Raw genomic sequence first — 13,975 nt, 5'->3', positions numbered from 1 at the left:
ATGTCTACCTCTTGAACTTATCCCATTTATTTCGTTATAATAGTAGAGTTATTAACTAGGAAGGATTAGGTGATCAAACGCCATGTCTTCAAGCGGATTAGCTGTGAACATAGAAATGAAAACAACCATCAAGGATGGAAAACGTAAAGAAGTCCATACGATGGAAGCGACCGGTGAACTGTTTCAACGTGGACAACTGACCGTGCTTCGTTTTTCAGAGCCGAAAGAAGAGGGCGAAGAGCAAGCAACGACTCAGATAGTGAGGCTTAGCCGAGATGGAATGACCGTTCAGCGCAAAGGTGCGATCACGATGAATCAACGCTTTCTTCCGGGAGTTGAGACGGAAGGAATGTACAATAGCGCGTTTGGACCTATGAGCATGTTGACGAACACAAAAAAAGTGAATTATGACTGGGATCAAGACACTCGCAAAGGATATATTGCCTTGCAATATCATCTCGTTTTACAAGGGTCTGATACTGGGAATTACGATATGTACGTGAAATTTAAGGAGGTCTAGTGGACGATGAGCCAAGTAGAACAGTTAAAAGAGGGATTGAAACTGGAGCTAATAGCTGCTGTGAAAAAAGCAGGTCTAGCGACTGAGGAGCAAATACCAAATATCGTCATTGAAAAACCGAAAGAAAAAACGCACGGAGATTTTGCATCAAATATTGCGATGCAGCTAGCTAGCATTGCTAAAAAATCGCCAAAAATGATTGCGGAGGATATCGCAGCTAACTTTAATCACGAGTTGGCAAAAACAGAGAAACTTGATATCGCCGGGCCGGGTTTCATTAATTTTTTCATGAAAAATGATTACTTAACAGACATTGTTGCAACAGTTCTCGAACAAAAAGAGAAATTTGGTGAATCGAACCTTGGCAAAGGGAAAAAGATTCAAGTCGAGTTTGTTTCAGCCAACCCAACCGGAACGCTCCACCTTGGACATGCGCGTGGTGCGGCAGTTGGGGATTCCTTATGCCATGTGTTAGAAAAATCAGGCTATCAGGTAGCGCGAGAGTATTACATTAATGATGCAGGAAACCAGATTGATAATTTGACACTTTCCCTTGAGGCGCGCTACTTGCAAGAGATAGGCGAAGAGGCAAAAATGCCTGAGGGTGGTTATCAAGGCAAAGATATTATTGGCTTTGCTAAAGAAATTGTTGAGTCGTATGGCGATCGCTTCAAAGGGGAAGCGGTGGAAGAACGACGAGAATTTTTCCGTGAGTATGGATTAAAACGCGAGCTTGATAAGTTAAAAAATGATTTAGCTGATTTCCGTGTCGCATTTGACAACTGGTTTTCAGAGACGTCTCTTTATACAGATGGCAAGGTGACAGAGGCGCTGAAAGACTTGACAGATCGCGGAGAAACATTTGATCAAGACGGGGCAACGTGGTTCCGTTCAACAGCTTACGGTGACGATAAAGATCGAGTCCTCGTGAAGAGTGACGGCACCTATACGTATTTAACGCCAGATATTTCGTACCATAAAGACAAATTTGCTCGTGGATTTGATGAGTTGATTAACATTTGGGGAGCGGACCACCACGGTTACATTCCACGAATGAAAGCGGCAATTCAAGCACTCGGTCACGATAAGGACGAGCTGGATGTCAAGATCATTCAGATGGTTAATTTATTTGAAAACGGCGAAAAAGTTAAGATGAGTAAACGTACAGGAAAAGCTGTCACGATGCGCGAATTAATGGAAGAGGTTGGCATTGATGCGACTCGATATTTCTTTGCGATGCGCGCGGCCGATACACATTTGGACTTTGACTTGGATTTAGCCAAATCAAGCTCAAACGAAAACCCGGTTTACTATGTGCAATATGCTCACGCTCGAATTTGTAGCATGATTCGCCAAGCAGCTGACAAAGGGTACAACGTGAGTTACTCTGCCGACCTTTCAAGCCTTGTTGCGGAAAAAGAGCAAGATTTGATGAAAAAAATCGGTGAATTCCCTGAAGCGATTGCTGATGCAGCGAAACGTCGGTCACCACATCGCATCACGAATTATGTTCATGAATTGGCTCAAGCGTTGCATAGTTTTTACAACGCAGAAAAGGTGATTAGCGACGACGAAGCTCTAACCCATGCTCGTCTAGCTTTGATGGAAGCCGTCAGAATCACACTAAATAACGCGCTTGATCTTATTGGAGTCAAAGCTCCGGAAAAAATGTAATTTCATATAACCAATAACCCACTCTTCGATTCGAAGAGTGGGTTATTGGTTATAAGTAGAGAGGTAGAGTGACTTGTGCCCCATGGCGAGCTGAATCAGGAAAGAAGGGTCACAAGAGCTTTATGCGAGCGAGATCCAAAAAAATACTGAACAAGAAGAAACCTCTTTTTGTTCAGTATTTTAAAATCCCTTGTTATTTTTCTACCATCTGACAGGGTCTTCATCATTTGATAATTCTATATATAACGGAGAAAGTCCGATTGTTAATAAAGCAAATCCAATAATTAAAAACAACGATATGATAGCTGATACATTAAAGAACATAGGAAGTAGCATTGGAGACAGGATGAAAAGGGTACAAATAAAATTGTTTCTTTTTGATTTAGTAGTGAGATATTGTGTTTTCCCACAATGAGGACATTTCATACCGATGTCTATAGTGAATCCACTTTTCAACGTTTGTTTCCAAGTCCATTTCTTATAACAATTTTGACAAGTAGGCAAGTTGTCACACTCCTTTCAATTTCAACCAAACAAACCTACACTGTTCATAAAAGTAGTTGTTGTTTGCATCCCCACTTTTAATTAAAGCTAAAGATAACTACTAAATAATCCCGCCTACCTCTTTCGGAAAACGAATCGACGAATTTAAGGAGATTCGGCATTTCAACACTGGAAAGAGAAGTTATTCATGCCTAATCAAAAAACACGTAATAGACAACTCCTGAAAGCGCAAATAATGGTATTAGGCACAATAAAGTCTTTTTAAAAGTATTAATAAAGGGATGAAAACCTGCACCTCTGTCCTCGTACGTCGCGAACTCTAAACCCGTCCAAACAATTGTTATAATGACTAAGCCTAAACCAATGAACCAATTCACTACATACACCCCCGAAATTTACTCATTAATATAGTTACGAACAACATTCGTTTAGGTTGCATTGGATAACCATTTTTTGCGGCGGTTGCAGAATTTCAGTTACCATCAATCCACCAAAAAATAGTTTTCAGAAAATTTCATAGAAACTCTTATCCTATAAAAAACATCGCGTACCTCTATTAATAATCAATTCTACAGAAATCAGCAAAATCCTTTCTTTCCCCAAAAAATTCCCAAATTTTCTTCCCCATCACCGTAGCTGAAAATGTTTTGACGTGTTAGAAGATCTGCCTAGAATCAGTGAATTTCAACTTTTGGTAGATTCATTCCACTATTATGTCAAATAATTTAACATAAATGATGCAGAACTATAGATGTACGTACCTCTTTCTGTTAGGATAGGAAGGACCATAAATATATAAGGTAGCTAAGTCACTGTGATGTGAAATTTCTACAATTGAGTATACAAACAAGTAAATGGAAAGTATAAGTGTATTCAATAGTTATCATTCGGTTCGAAGTCGACTGCTTTCTAAGCATCAACTTCCTTGTCCAGTCCCACTTAGCGACAGCTGCACTGTTTGAATAAAATTAAGAAGGTGAATAGAAATGCAAGAAATATTATTAGCTTTACTCGCTGGTTTAGTCGTCGGGTTTCTCTTTGCACTTATTAAACTGCCGATTCCAGCACCACCAGCTTTGCCAGGCGTGATCGGAATATTTGGTGTTTATTTAGGCTTCAAATTGTTTCAATGGGTATCCACATCATTTTTTGGATAAAAAATTCTTGAACGGCATAAGCTATCGACAATGATCGAACATACCGATGGAGGGTGAAGCGAATGCCGTGGACAACAGGCCGGAAGAAAGCCGCAATATATTATGAAAAGGAGGGGAAGGGGATTCCGCTCCTTTTTGTGCATCCTCCTTCGATGGGGCACGTTACATTTCGCCGCCAAAAAACAGGGTTGGCAAAATATTTCACAGTTATCACAATGGACCTTCGAGGTAACGGCAGAAGCAACCATGATAATCAGCCTCTTACAATGGAACTATTGGCAGATGATGTCGTACGTGTGTTAGATGCAGCGAAAGTGAAAAATGCCGTTATTTGTGGCTATTCAAACGGAGGTTCGATCGTGCAGGAAACGGCGATTCGTTATCCTTGCCGCGTACGTGGGATCATATTAATGGGAGGATTTTCTGAAGTGAATAGTTTTTTGCTTCGAAACGAATTTCGACTGGGCATTCTCGCAGCAAAAGCAAAACAGATTAGCTTAATCGCGGCTGTCCTATCATTGGCTCATGAACGAGAGGCGAGCAAAAAAGAAGATTTATCGAGTTATATCAAAAAAATGTCGCCAAAATTATTAGAGGAATATTATCGACTTGGGCTCGCGTATACTGCGACGGATCGATTACATAAGATACACTGTCCTGTCCTCCTCCTTTACGGAAACAGAGATGACTATGTTCATCACTATAGACATGCGTTCCGAACATGCGCATCAGGCCCTGTCCACACGGTACTCGTCGGAGATGTTGGCCATCAACTTCCGACCAAACGAGCCTCAGCAGTAAAGCAAGTCGTCAGACAGTTTGTTGCCGGGCGTTTTTGAAAAAAATGTTTCCTAAATTCCATTTAGGAGAATAAAACGGAAAAAACGATGGAAGTGCTTACCACTCCGCAAAAGAAGTGCGCACTTTCATCGTTAGCATTTTCACATATAACTTCCAATCGATACTATTTCAACAAACGTAAGCCATTTAGAATAACAAGAATCGTACTCCCTTCGTGGGCAATAACACCAAGTGGGAGGGAAAGATTTTGCGCGAAATTTGCCGCTATCAATAACAGAATCACAGATACAGAGAATACAAGATTTTGCTTGACGATCCGATTTAATTTCTGCGAAAGCTTAAAGGAGGAATTGATTTTTTTGAGCTCACTCTTCATCAAAACAATGTCGGCTGTCTCAATCGCAACATCAGTACCCGACCCCATCGCAATGCCAATATCCGCTTTCGCCATCGCAGGAGCATCATTGACACCATCACCAACCATTACAACCGAACCGTATTTCTCTCGCAAACGGTCGATTTCAGCAACTTTACGTTCCGGAAGACAGTGAGATACCCAGTCATCGAGCCCGGATTCATCCGCGATCGACGCTGCTGTTGCCTCGTGGTCACCAGTAATCATAATCGTTTTAATACCAAGCTTATGCAAACTAGCGATCAACTCCTTCGCTTCGACCCTCACTTCATCTTTAATTGCAACCATTCCGACTACTTGATCGTTTCGAGCAATGTAAACGACTGTTTTTCCTTGAGATTGCCATGACTTAGCGAGAGGCTGATTAACGGTGAAATCTTCCATCAACTCACCTTGCCGCATCATGTCGTAGTTGCCAATCATCCACGTCTCATCAGAAATCTGTGCTCTCACGCCATAACCTGTGACATCTTCACTCTCCAGCACCGTTTCGTTCCCATCGACTGCTCGTTTTGTACCGAAATGGACGACCGCCTTTGCTAACGGATGATTCGATTGCTTTTCGATTGAAACAGCATTATTTAAAACTAACTGCTCACTAACACCATCGGAAACGTGAAAGTCGGTCACTGTTGGTTCACCTTTCGTCATCGTGCCCGTTTTATCGAAAGCAATTGCCTGTGCTTTCGAAAGTTGTTCTAAATACGTCCCACCTTTCATCAAAACACCTCGCCTTGCACTGTTCGAGATAGCAGCAAGTAGTGCAGGCATCACCGACGCGACCACAGCACAAGGCGACGCCACGACAAGAAGAACCATCGCCCTATAGAAAGTATCTTGAAAAGGAGTGCCAAAGATGAACGTCGGGACAACAAGCATGAACGCAACGAATGTAATCACGGTGATCACATAAGGACCTTCCACCTTTTCAATAAACTGTTGCGCAGGCGGACGACTCGACTTTGCCTGTTCAACGAGACGAATCATTTTTTGAAAAATCGAGTTAGCGTTCTCTCTCGTGACTTCAACGACAATCGATCCCCGTCCATTCATCGTGCCATTAAACACGTCATCGTTTATTACTTTGTCGACCGGAACCGCTTCACCAGTAATTGTCGATTCATCAATCGATGTCGTGCCGCGAATCACGACACCATCAGCAGGAACACGTTCGCCACCGCGAATCATAATCAGATCACCCACAGATAACTCATTAACAGGAACAACCTCAACTTCATCAAGATTAAGTCGATTAGCCTCCATTGGTGCCATTTCCACTAATGCTGATAAATCTTTTTCACTCTTTTGCCACGTGTACGTTTCCAGTGCGCCGCTTAATGAAAAAATAAAAATAAGAACTGCACCTTCATTCCAATACCCAATCGACGCAGCACCTAAAGCTGCAAGCAGCATTAAGATTTCGACATTTAACGAACGATTTTTGATTAAATCCGCTAACCCTTCTTTTGTTTTGAAAAATCCGCCAACTGCGTAAGATATAACGTAGAAAATGACTGCTAAGGAAACTGGAGCCCCTTCATAAATCTCTGTGAGGAAACCTGCAAGCAGAAAAGCCCCACCTCCTAAAGCAAGCACTAATTGCCGATGAGTAACGAGTTTTTTGAGTAAAGGTGGGGTAGTAAAAGGTAGTTGAGAAACGGGATTCGGTTTTACTCGATCTAATTCCATCTAAATCAGTCCCTTCGAATGTTGAGAACGACTATCATCATCATTTCGGCCGTAAAACTAGAAATTGCTGCCACCTATTGGTGACAGCAAAAAAGCTCAGTGCATATATAGAGTTTAATTTTTGAATGTTCCTGTTGTTAAAAAGTATATTCCCTTTCCCGAAAAAAAGAAACAGATATTATTGAAGTAGGTTAAACCTTTTTACAAGTTTGTCAGCGATGTGACGAAGTTCATAGAAATGGCGATAAAAGTGTAGCCACTTTTTCTTTCAATTTTTCTAAAACAGACCGATTTTCGATGTCTTTTAACGTGATTTTTTCAGCACTCTCATAAAAATCTTTCTCAACTTCCTTCTTCGACGGAGCAACCCAGCTTTGCTTGTCGATAATACAATTGATTTCATTATTTACATGAAAGCTACGTTTATCAAAATTCGATGTTCCAATATCCATTAGTCGATCGTCAATAATGATTATTTTTGAATGGTAAAAACCTTGATAAAATTGACGGATGTCTGCACCTGCCTTTATCAACTCTGAGAAATAAGGATAACCCGCATCCTTCACAAGCGGATGATCAGGATATTTTGGGACAAGTACTTTTACATTTACACCAGCCTCGGCAAGTTTGACGAGCTTGTTTTTCACAGACTCACTGGGAATGAAATAAGGAGTGCCAATAAAAATGGAATTCTCAGCTCTATCTAACATGTCATGAATTGAGTTGATAATGTGAGAGCCATCAGAGGGAATGATCTGAATTGGAATATCTCCAGGTCGTATTGGCTTTTGCTTAATATCTCCCATCTCATGCTGAGTCTCTGAAGCACCGTTCCAATCGATCAGAAATTGTTGTTGCAAATCCTCGCTCGCTGCTCCTTCTATGCAAAGGTGATAGTCGCGCCATCGCCCCATTTTTTCATCTCTTCCCAAATACTCATCGCCGATATTATACCCACCTATGTAACTATGCGCGCCATCAATGATGGTAACTTTGCGATGATTCCGCTGATGAATTGAATAAAACAGAAACGGAAACGACGGGGTATTTGTCTTTGCCAATTCTACACCGGCTTTTTTCAACGAGACCTTCGCCTTTTTTGAAATCTTATATCCAGCCCAATCAACGAGTAGTTTAACTTGAACGCCTTCCGAGGCTTTTTTCTTTAGCAAATCGAGGAATTTCGTGCCAATATTGTCATCGCGAAAAATATAAAATTGCATGTGTATCTGATGTTTGGCTTTATCAAGGTGCTGGAGCATGTGATCAAATAACTTATCGCCTTGCGAAAAAAAGTGAATATCGCACTGCCGAATTTTAGCAGGGGCTTGTTTTTTAATTCGAGATTGATGAAGACGTGTACCAATGTTTAAATCAACTGTAATCCAAACAACAAGGAACACAAGTACGATAGTAATAATACCCATATCAACCCAACTTTCGAAAAGAGAATATCAGAAATATGATTCCCAAACACCCCTCAATTCAACCATTTTTGGAAAAACAGGACGATTCCGTTCGCAATAAGTTAAGAAAAAGATCCGAATGCCTAAAACTTAAGCCGAACAAAGCAGGAAAGCAGGGAGTAGGGATTGAATCAGCGAGATTAGAGCCGAACGAAGCGGGAAAGCGAGGAGTAGGGATTAAACTAGCGAGATTAGAGCTAAATCCAAAGCTAAATAGTTATATTTGGCTTGAAAGATGAACGGACGAGACACTACGAGAGGAAGAAGCGAGAGGAGTGACCAGAAAGAGGAAGAATCAGGACACTGCGAGAGTAAGAATCATGTGCGGTGTCCAAGAAGCATGAGAATCGAGACACTCGGCAGGAGGAACGCATCCGCAGTGTCCACCAAAAAAATCTTTTTAATAAATATTTATGAATGAATACTCATTCATCGATTTTTATGCTATAATAAAAATCAAATTGATCAACAACTTCTGATTAAATCGAAAGGAGCTGGTTCTATGAACCCGATTATGATTAACTGGATTATGTTCATTCTTGTAACCGGTTACGCGGTCTACTTGTTCGCATCCTTAGTTCGAACGAGGATGGAATATATCAAGCTCGGAAAAAAAGCAGAGTTTATTATGACGATGAAAGAACGTAAAGAAGCCATGATAACGATGGTGTTTGGCCAAAAGAAATTATTGAAGGATAAGAAAAGTGGGATTATCCACATCATGTTCTTCTACGGATTTTTACTCGTACAATTTAGTGCAATTGACGTGATTTGGAAAGGCCTCAGTCCCAGCCCTGGTGGACACTTGCCGCTAGGCCCTTTATATCCATTTTTTACATTTTTCCAAGAGCTCGTTGTACTAATGATCTTAGTAGCTGTCGTATGGGCGTTCCACCGCCGATATGTCGAGAAACTCGTTCGCCTCAAGCGCAACTTCAAAGCGGGGCTTGTCTTGATTTTTATTGGAGGGTTAATGATATCCAAATTGTTTGCCAAAGGAATGGAAATGATTTGGTTAGACAAATCAACCACGATCGCGGAGCCAATGGCATCAACGATTGCAACAGTTTTTGCTGGCATCAGTCCGACAGTTGCATCGGTAGGTTTTTTCATTTTTTGGTGGGCACACTTGCTGTTTCTCCTCACATTCCTCGTCTACATTCCGCAATCCAAGCACGCGCACTTAATTGCTGGACCGGCGAATGTATGGTTAGGTCCGACGCACAGACGAGGGCAACTTGAAGCGATTAATTTTGAAGACGAAGAAGCAGAGAAATTTGGAAAAAATCAAATTGAAGATTTTGACCAAAAACAGCTAATCGATTTGTATGCATGTGTCGAATGTGGTCGGTGTACGAATATGTGTCCCGCTACCGGAACAGGGAAGATGCTGTCACCGATGGATCTTATTTTAAAAATGCGCGATCACTTAACGGATAAAGGGGCGGCAGTTACGTCACGAAACCCGTGGATGCCAAGTTTCGCTTTCAGCAATACGAAGGGAAATCAACTTGCAGCAACGGGAACAGAAGAAGCCGCAGCAGCACTCGATTTTAATCCGTACGACGTTAATTTAATTGGCGATGTCATCACAGAAGAAGAAATTTGGGCCTGTACAACGTGCCGAAACTGTGAAGATCAATGTCCGGTTATGAACGAACACGTGGATAAAATCATCGACATGCGTCGTTATCTCGTTTTAACAGAAGGTAAGATGAAACCAGAAGCGCAGAAGACGATCCAGAACATTGAGAAACAGGGAAATCCATGGGGAATCAACCGAAAAGAACGTGAAAACTGGCGCGACGGACGCGATGATATCGACGTACCGACAGTAAGAGAAATGAAAAAACGTGAGGAAGAATTTGAATACCTATTTTTCGTAGGATCGATGGGTTCTTATGACAAGAGAAGCCAGAAGGTCGCTCAGTCGTTTGCAAAAATCATGAATGAGGCAGGTATTAAATTTGCGATTCTAGGAAACAAGGAAAAGAACTCCGGGGACACACCTCGTAGAATCGGAAATGAATTCTTGTTCCAAGAACTAGCTACAGCTAATATTCAAGAATTCGAGAAAAATGATATTAAAAAAATTGTGACGATGGATCCGCATATTTACAATTCATTCAAAAACGAATATCAAGACTTTGGATTGGAGGCGGAAGTCTTCCACCATTCAGAGCTATTGTTCCAATGGATTCAAGAAGGACGAATTAAACCAACTCATGAAGTTAACGAACAAATCGTCTATCACGATTCGTGTTATCTTGGCCGTTACAACGATGTATACGATCCACCACGTGAAATTTTAAAAGCGATTCCAGGAATTGAATTAGTAGAAATGGAACGTAACCGCGAGAATGGAATGTGCTGTGGTGCAGGTGGCGGAATGATGTGGACGGAAGAAGATACAGGGACACGTGTCAACGAAGCTCGAACAGAGCAGGCGTTAGAGACGAAATCTAGTGTCATCGGCAGTGCCTGTCCATACTGCTTAACGATGATGAGTGATGGCACGAAAGCGAAAGAAGTAGAGGAAGAAGTTAAAACGATGGACATCGTCGAAATATTAGAAAAGTCGATTGTGAAAAAGGACGATCCAGTTCCTGTATAACAAAATAATCAAGCCAAACTATGATACTAGAATAATAGATTGATTTCGGATGTCTTAGCAAATTTGCGAGGCATCCGATTCCTCCTTAGAAAGGGAGGAAACAGAGCTTGAAGCCGGGTTGTTGTGCCCATTGTCGAGTCAATTCGGAATCAAGGGTCATAAGAGAGAGCAACTTGAGCCCCATATCGAGTGGATTTGAGAAGGAAGGGTCACAAGAGAGAGCGTCTTGTGACCCTTGGCGAGTGGATTTGGAAAAGAAGGGCCACAAGAGAAGGCGACTTGAGCCCTTTGTCGAGTCAATCTGGGAAGGAAAGGTCACAAGAAGAAGCGACTTGTAACCCATAGCGAGCTAATTTGGAAAAGAAGGGCTACAAGAAGAAGCGTCTTGAGCCCATTGTCGAGTCGATATGGAAAAGAAGGGTCACAAGAGAGAGCATCTTGTGACCATTGGCGAGTGGATTTGAGAAAGAAGGGTCACAAGAAGAGGCGTCTTGTGCCCCATGGCGAGTCAATCTGGATAAGACACGGATTTCGATCATATATAAGGAAAGAGAGCGTGATTTTTAGCAGAGAAAAAGGATTATTATAAAGGGGGAAACGGTGTATGGGCAAGACGGTCATTGTCAGTGGGGCACGGACACCTGTCGGGAAATTAGGGGGTGCCCTAGCCAGCTTTACAGCATCAGAGCTTGGTGGAAAGGCGATCAAAGCAGCGCTTGAGCGAGCGCGGCTAGCAGGAAAGGATATAGATCACGTTATTCTTGGATCAGTCCTGCAAGGCGGACAAGGGCAACTCCCCTCGCGACAAGCAATGCACGAAGCTGGAATCCCGTGGGAGACGGAAACGGAAACGATTAATAAGATGTGTGCTTCAGGGATGAGAAGTGTGACATTGGCGGATATCCTTATTCGCGCGAAAGAATACGATACGATCGTTGCAGGTGGAATGGAATCAATGAGTCAGGCACCATTTTTCGTCAAAGGGGCGCGATTTGGTTTAAAAATGGGCGAGCAATCATTCCACGACTTGATGGTTCACGACGGATTGACGTGTACGTTTACAGGCGTTCATATGGGAACCTTCGGAAATGCGACCGCACTAGAACACAACATTTCACGCAAAGCGCAAGATGAGTGGTCGTATCAAAGCCATCAAAAAGCGGGGGACGCAATCGCATCAGGCAACTTCACGGAAGAAATTGTTCCAGTAGAAGTGCCACAACGAAAGGGAAATCCACTTGTCGTAGAACACGATGAGTCACCGAGAAAAGATACCTCGCTTGAACGGTTAGCGAAATTGAGTCCGGTATTCGGGAAAGACGGAACGATCACCGCGGGGAACGCTCCTGGCGTCAACGATGGCGCGGTAGCTCTCGTCGTCATGTCTGAAGATAAAGCGCAAGAAAAAGGCCTCAAACCTTTAGCGACAATTGTCGCGCATACACAACTAGCAGTCGAGCCGGAAAACTTTCCGAAGACACCCGGACTTGTAATAAATAAATTACTAAAGAAAACAGGCAAGTCTGTTGCAGACATTGATTTACTTGAAGTAAACGAAGCATTCGCAGCGGTCTCTTTAGCAAGTGAACAAATTGCTGGACTGGACCGAGATAAAATGAACGTTAATGGAGGCGCGGTTGCTCTTGGACACCCGATTGGTGCGAGTGGTGCGAGAATTATCTTGACGCTTGCTTATGAACTGAAACGCCGTGGTGGTGGAATCGGGATTGCTGCGATCTGCAGTGGAGGCGGCCAAGGCGACGCGGTGATGATTGAAGTGTAACGAACAAAGTCGCATACATGTTTCTGAAAATAATAGAAACGTTTACACGATTCGAAATTCAGCGTATTGACATCAATCATCATTCGGTGAAAAACTGCGGCAACATATATGAATACAAGGGGGAAAAGACAGTGAATTTTCAACTAACGGAGGAGCAAGACATGATTCGCAAAGTGGTCCGTGATTTTGCCAAGAATGAAGTAGAACCTTCAGCGGCAGACAGGGATGAGGAAGAGCGTTTCGATCGGGCGATTTTTGATCAGATGGGGGAGCTTGGGTTGACGGGTATTCCGTGGCCTGAGGAGTATGGTGGGATTGGCGGCGATTATATTAGTTATGTTGTTGCTGTGGAGGAGCTTTCACGTGTTTGTGCGTCAACGGGTGTGATGCTTTCGGCTCATTTGTCTTTGGCGGGTTGGCCGATTTATACGTTTGGAACGGAGGAGCAGAAGCAACGGTTTCTTCGTCCGATGGCGGAGGGAAAGAAGTTGGGAGCGTATGGACTGACGGAGCCTAGTTCGGGTAGTGATGCGGCGAATATGAAGACGACGGCGAAACGTGATGGGGATGATTATATTCTAAATGGCTCGAAAATTTTTATAACGAACGGCGGGGAAGCTGATACATATGTTGTGTTTGCGATGACGGCTGCGGACGAGAAGCATAAAGGGTGCACGGCGTTTATCATAGAAAAAGGGATGCCAGGTTTCACGATGGGTAAAAAGGAAAGGAAGCTTGGCATTCGATCTTCACCAACGTTAGAAATTATTTTTGACGAGGTTCGTGTGCCTGAAGCGAATCGACTCGGGGAAGAGGGGGAAGGTTTTAAGATTGCAATGATGACGTTGGATGGTGGCAGAAACGGGATCGCGGCTCAGGCAGTTGGAATTGCGCAAGGGGCGCTTGATGCGGCTGTCGACTATGCGAAGGAGCGGAAGCAGTTTGGCAAGCCGATCGGTGCTCATCAAGGGATTGCGTTTAAGCTTGCTGACATGGCAACGAAGGTTGAAGCGTCACGTTTGTTGACGTATCAAGCGGCGTGGAAGGAATCGGAGAAGTTACCATACGGGAAAGAATCGGCGATGTCAAAGTTGTTTGCTGGAGATTCGGCGATGGAAGTTACTACGGAAGCGGTGCAGGTGTTTGGTGGCTATGGCTACACGAAGGATTATCCGGTCGAGCGTTATATGCGCGACGCAAAAATCACGCAGATTTATGAAGGGACAAATGAAGTGCAACGTCTTGTTATAGCAAAAATGTTGTTGAAATAATTTAATCGGGGAATGCAAGGTAGTTGCTTATTGGCGGCTACCTTGTTGTACTTTTCCGCCGTTATTTCAATATTTTTTTTG

The 13,975-nt window shown here is 42.9% G+C and carries 12 protein-coding genes; 8 read left to right on the top strand and 4 right to left on the bottom strand.

Translation table 11 applies throughout. The features are described 5' to 3' along the window. Positions 1–82 precede the first annotated feature (82 nt). Both ACM26V_RS16400 and argS read left to right on the top strand, forming a co-directional pair. Positions 83–520 (top strand): DUF1934 domain-containing protein, encoded by a 438-nt coding sequence (locus ACM26V_RS16400; protein ID WP_416147810.1) that lies wholly within the window; start codon positions 83–85, stop codon positions 518–520. Positions 521–526: 6 nt separating this feature from the next. Next, complete coding sequence (gene argS / locus ACM26V_RS16395; RefSeq protein ID WP_416147809.1) at positions 527–2,194, top strand: arginine--tRNA ligase; 1,668 nt, start codon at positions 527–529, stop codon at positions 2,192–2,194. A 201-nt stretch (positions 2,195–2,395) separates the two neighbouring features. Here the strand turns inward: argS and ACM26V_RS16390 are convergent, their stop codons facing one another. Then, positions 2,396–2,698 (bottom strand): TIGR04104 family putative zinc finger protein, encoded by a 303-nt coding sequence (locus ACM26V_RS16390; protein WP_416147808.1) that lies wholly within the window; start codon positions 2,696–2,698, stop codon positions 2,396–2,398. Between the two features lie 191 nt (positions 2,699–2,889). Beyond that, positions 2,890–3,075, bottom strand: a complete 186-nt coding sequence (locus tag ACM26V_RS16385; RefSeq protein WP_416147807.1) for a hypothetical protein — start codon at positions 3,073–3,075, stop codon at positions 2,890–2,892. A 609-nt stretch (positions 3,076–3,684) separates the two neighbouring features. On the opposite strand from ACM26V_RS16385, the gene ACM26V_RS16380 reads away from it, so the two are divergent. Next, positions 3,685–3,855 carry a XapX domain-containing protein gene (locus ACM26V_RS16380; RefSeq protein ID WP_416147806.1) on the top strand — a complete coding sequence of 57 codons (171 nt, stop codon included), beginning with the start codon at positions 3,685–3,687 and terminating at the stop codon, positions 3,853–3,855. A 62-nt stretch (positions 3,856–3,917) separates the two neighbouring features. Beyond that, a complete protein-coding gene (locus tag ACM26V_RS16375) occupies positions 3,918–4,694 on the top strand; it encodes an alpha/beta fold hydrolase (RefSeq protein WP_416147805.1) in 777 nt (258 codons plus the stop codon). A gap of 125 nt (positions 4,695–4,819) precedes the next feature. On the opposite strand, the gene ACM26V_RS16370 is transcribed toward ACM26V_RS16375, so the two are convergent. Both ACM26V_RS16370 and cls read right to left on the bottom strand, forming a co-directional pair. Continuing rightward, positions 4,820–6,760 (bottom strand): heavy metal translocating P-type ATPase, encoded by a 1,941-nt coding sequence (locus ACM26V_RS16370; protein ID WP_416147804.1) that lies wholly within the window; start codon positions 6,758–6,760, stop codon positions 4,820–4,822. A gap of 230 nt (positions 6,761–6,990) precedes the next feature. After that, positions 6,991–8,187: a cardiolipin synthase gene (cls, locus tag ACM26V_RS16365; RefSeq protein ID WP_416147803.1), complete on the bottom strand. Its 1,197-nt coding sequence runs from the start codon at positions 8,185–8,187 to the stop codon at positions 6,991–6,993. Positions 8,188–8,255: 68 nt separating this feature from the next. Between cls and ACM26V_RS16360 the strand changes: the two genes are divergently transcribed. From ACM26V_RS16360 to ACM26V_RS16345, 4 genes are all read left to right on the top strand, one after another. After that, positions 8,256–8,465 carry a hypothetical protein gene (locus ACM26V_RS16360; protein ID WP_416147802.1) on the top strand — a complete coding sequence of 70 codons (210 nt, stop codon included), beginning with the start codon at positions 8,256–8,258 and terminating at the stop codon, positions 8,463–8,465. Positions 8,466–8,728: 263 nt separating this feature from the next. Beyond that, a complete protein-coding gene (locus tag ACM26V_RS16355; RefSeq protein ID WP_416147801.1) occupies positions 8,729–10,840 on the top strand; it encodes a heterodisulfide reductase-related iron-sulfur binding cluster in 2,112 nt (703 codons plus the stop codon). Positions 10,841–11,444: 604 nt separating this feature from the next. Next, positions 11,445–12,623, top strand: a complete 1,179-nt coding sequence (locus tag ACM26V_RS16350; RefSeq protein WP_416147800.1) for an acetyl-CoA C-acetyltransferase — start codon at positions 11,445–11,447, stop codon at positions 12,621–12,623. Between the two features lie 131 nt (positions 12,624–12,754). Further along, positions 12,755–13,894 carry an acyl-CoA dehydrogenase gene (locus ACM26V_RS16345; protein ID WP_416147799.1) on the top strand — a complete coding sequence of 380 codons (1,140 nt, stop codon included), beginning with the start codon at positions 12,755–12,757 and terminating at the stop codon, positions 13,892–13,894. Positions 13,895–13,975 lie beyond the last annotated feature (81 nt).

This window comes from Salipaludibacillus sp. HK11 (genome assembly GCF_047795645.1).
GTDB lineage: Bacteria > Bacillota > Bacilli > Bacillales > Salisediminibacteriaceae > Salipaludibacillus.
This window is presented reverse-complemented; position numbering and strand designations above follow the sequence as displayed.